The sequence below is a fragment of the Microbacterium sp. genome, from assembly GCF_035554235.1.
In the GTDB taxonomy this organism is placed as follows: Bacteria; Actinomycetota; Actinomycetes; order Actinomycetales; family Microbacteriaceae; genus Microbacterium.
In genome coordinates, this window is the sequence record NZ_DATMIO010000117.1 from 1 (window position 1) to 3,294 (window position 3,294).

The 3,294-nt window shown below is 68.8% G+C and carries 2 protein-coding genes and 1 pseudogene; all 3 read left to right on the forward strand.

The genetic code is table 11. From position 1 onward, the window contains the following. Nucleotides 1-365, forward strand: a pseudogene (locus VNT50_RS05810) (ribonuclease D); the annotation flags it as partial. A gap of 74 nt (nt 366-439) precedes the next feature. Next, complete coding sequence (locus VNT50_RS05815) at nt 440-1,642, forward strand: thiolase family protein (protein ID WP_325484155.1); 1,203 nt, start codon at nt 440-442, stop codon at nt 1,640-1,642. 7 nt (nt 1,643-1,649) lie between these two features. Continuing rightward, the coding region (locus tag VNT50_RS05820) for a 3-hydroxyacyl-CoA dehydrogenase NAD-binding domain-containing protein (protein WP_325484156.1) at nt 1,650-3,294 on the forward strand (1,645 nt) is incomplete at its 3' end.

A 3,294-nucleotide genomic window follows, 5' to 3' on the forward strand; every position in this document is an offset into this window, starting at 1 on the left:
CGGCGATCGAGGCCGGCCGGGCATCGACCGATCTGCCGCCTGAACGCGTGGCCAGCGACACGTTGCCCCCGCCGCGTGCGTGGGCGGATCGCAATCCCGAGGCCGACCTCCGGCTGAAGGCGGCACGCCCCGTCGTCGAGGCGATCGCCGAGGGGCTGGGCATGCCCACCGAGAATCTTCTGACGCCCGAGACGCTGCGCCGGGTCGCGTGGTCGCCGCCGGGCGACGACAGCGCCGCGATCGCAGAAGCTCTCGCGAAGCTCGGCGCGCGGCCGTGGCAGATTGCGCAGACCGCACAGCAGATCGCCCAAGCCTTTGTAGATTCCCGGCAAGCGCCTGCGGAACCCTCGGAAGGCGCTTCGTAGGTAGCGCCCAACCGATTCCAAGGCCCCGAACGCGCCTCCTAGAGTGGGGACATTCCCCTAGTTTTGGAGGCAGTGTGGCCGAGGTATCGGACGTCTACTTCGTCGATGGAGTGCGCACCCCGTTCGGGCGCGCCGGCGAAAAGGGCATGTATTGGAACACCCGTGCGGACGACATGGTCGTCAAGGCGATGATCGGGCTCATGGAGCGCAACCCGGGCGTTCCGGGTGAGCGGATCGACGACGTGGCGATCGCCGCCACGACCCAGCAGGGCGACCAGGGCCTGACCCTGGGGCGCACCGCGGCGATCCTGGCCGGACTCCCCCAGTCCGTCCCCGGCTTCGCCATCGACCGCATGTGTGCGGGCGCCATGACGAGCGTCACGACCATGGCCGGCTCCATCGGCCTCGGCATGTACGACGTCGCCCTCGCCGGCGGCGTCGAGCACATGGGCCGCCACCCCCTCGGCGGCAACGCCGACCCGAACCCGCGATTCCTCACCGAGAAGCTCGTCTCGGCCGACGCCCTCAACATGGGCATCACCGCGGAGCGCATCCACGACAGGTTCCCGCACCTCACCAAGGAGCGCGCCGACCGCTTCGGCATGCTGAGCCAGCACAAGGCGCAGGCCGCGTACGACAACGGCAAGATCCAGCCGGATCTCGTTCCCGTCGCGATCACGGACGCCGACGGCGCCTGGGGCCTCGCGACCGAGGATCAGGGCCGACGCCCGCAGACGACGATGGAGGACCTCGCCGCGCTGAAGACCCCGTTCCGCCCGCATGGACGCGTCACGGCCGGCACGTCGTCGCCCCTCACCGACGGCGCGACCATCAGCCTGCTCGCGGGCGGCGCCGCGGCCAAGGAACTCGGCCTCAGCCCCAAGATGAAGCTCGTCTCCTACGCCTTCGCCGGGGTGCAGCCCGAGATCATGGGCATCGGCCCGGTCCCGTCGACGGAGAAGGCGCTCAAACGCGCCGGGCTCAAGATCGACGACATCGGCCTGTTCGAGCTGAATGAGGCCTTCGCGATCCAGGTGCTCTCGCTGCTGGATCACTTCGGCATCGCCGACGACGATGCGCGCGTCAACCAGTGGGGCGGTGCGATCGCGATCGGCCACCCCCTCGCGGCATCCGGTGTTCGACTCATGATCCAGCTCGCGGCCCAGTTCAAGGAGCGCCCCGATGTGCGCTACGGGCTCACGGCGATGTGCGTGGGCCTCGGCCAGGGCGGCTCGGTCATCTGGGAGAACCCCTTCTTCGACGGCAAGCGGAAGTAGGCGCCGGATGACGAACTCCGCTGCGAATCAGTACGACGGCATCGATTTCTCCCCCCTCGACGCGATGAGCGGCGATGAGGTGGTGACGCACTCGCGCGTGCGCGACATCCGCCTGCCGAGCGGCAAGGTGCTGGCGCTCATCACGCTCGACAACGGGCGCGACCACACGCGGCCGAACACGCTCGGCCCCGCGACGCTCACCGAGCTCGCGGCGACCCTCGCGGGCATCAAGGCGCGCGCGGCAGCGGGTGAGATTCATGCCGTCGGCATCACCGGCAAGCAGTACATCCTCGCCGCGGGCGCGGACCTCTCGGACGTGAGCGGTGTGCAGTCCAAGGACGCCGCGAAGCTCATCGCGCAGCGCGGTCACCAGGTGATCGGGTCGCTGTCCGACCTCGGCGTTCCGAGCTTCGCCTTCGTGAACGGACTCGCGCTCGGCGGCGGACTGGAGGTCGCGCTCAACTCGACGTATCGAACGGTGGATGCCTCGGCCGCGGCGATCGCGCTGCCGGAAGTGTTCCTCGGCATCATCCCGGCCTGGGGCGGTGCGTATCTGCTTCCGAACCTGATCGGCATCGAGAACGCCCTCGAGGTCGTGATCTCGAATCCGCTCAAGCAGAACCGGATGCTGAAGCCCCAGCAGGCGTTCGACTACGGCATCGTCGACGCGATCTTCCCCGCCGCGAACTACCTCGAGGACTCGCTGCGCTGGGCGGACGGCGTCCTCAGCGGCGCCGTCAAGGTCGACCGCAAGCACGAGCCGGGCAAGATCGAGCGTCTCACCAAGTGGCCGATCGCCATCAAGATGGCGCGCAACATGCTCGAGAGCCGCATCGGCACGGTCCCCCGCTCGCCGTATGTCGCGCTCGACCTTCTGGAGAAGGCCAGGGGCGGCACGAAGGCCGAGGGCTTCGCCCGCGAGGACGACGCGCTCGCGGAGCTCGTCGTGGGCGACCAGTTCGCGGCATCCATGTACGCGTTCGATCTCGTCCAGAAGCGCGCCAAGCGTCCCGTCGGCGCCCCCGACAAGGCGCTCGCCCGCAAGGTGACGAAGGTCGGCATCATCGGCGCCGGGCTCATGGCGAGCCAGTTCGCGCTCCTGTTCCTTCGTCGGCTGCAAGTGCCGGTGCTGATCACCGACCTCGACCAGGCGCGGGTCGACAAGGGCATCGCGCACATCCACGACGAGATCGCGAAGCTCGAGGCGACCGGCCGCCTGGACGGCGACGGCGCGAACAAACTGCGCGCCCTCGTGCACGGGACGACCGATAAGAGCGAGTACGCGGACTGCGACTTCGTTATCGAGGCCGTGTTCGAGGAGGTCGGAGTCAAGCAGCAGGTGTTCGGCGAGATCGAGGCGTTCATCGCCGAGGACGCCATCCTCGCGACCAACACGTCTTCGCTGTCGGTCGAGCAGATCGGCTCGAAGCTCGCGCACCCCGAGCGCCTCGTGGGCTTCCACTTCTTCAACCCGGTCGCGGTCATGCCGCTCATCGAGATCGTCAAGACGCCACGGACGAACGACGCTGCCCTGTCGACGGCGTTCGTGGTGGCCAAGGGGCTGGGCAAGAACGCGGTGCTCACCGCCGACGCGCCCGGCTTCGTCGTGAACCGCCTGCTCGCCAAGGTGATGGGCGAGGCCGCACGTGCGG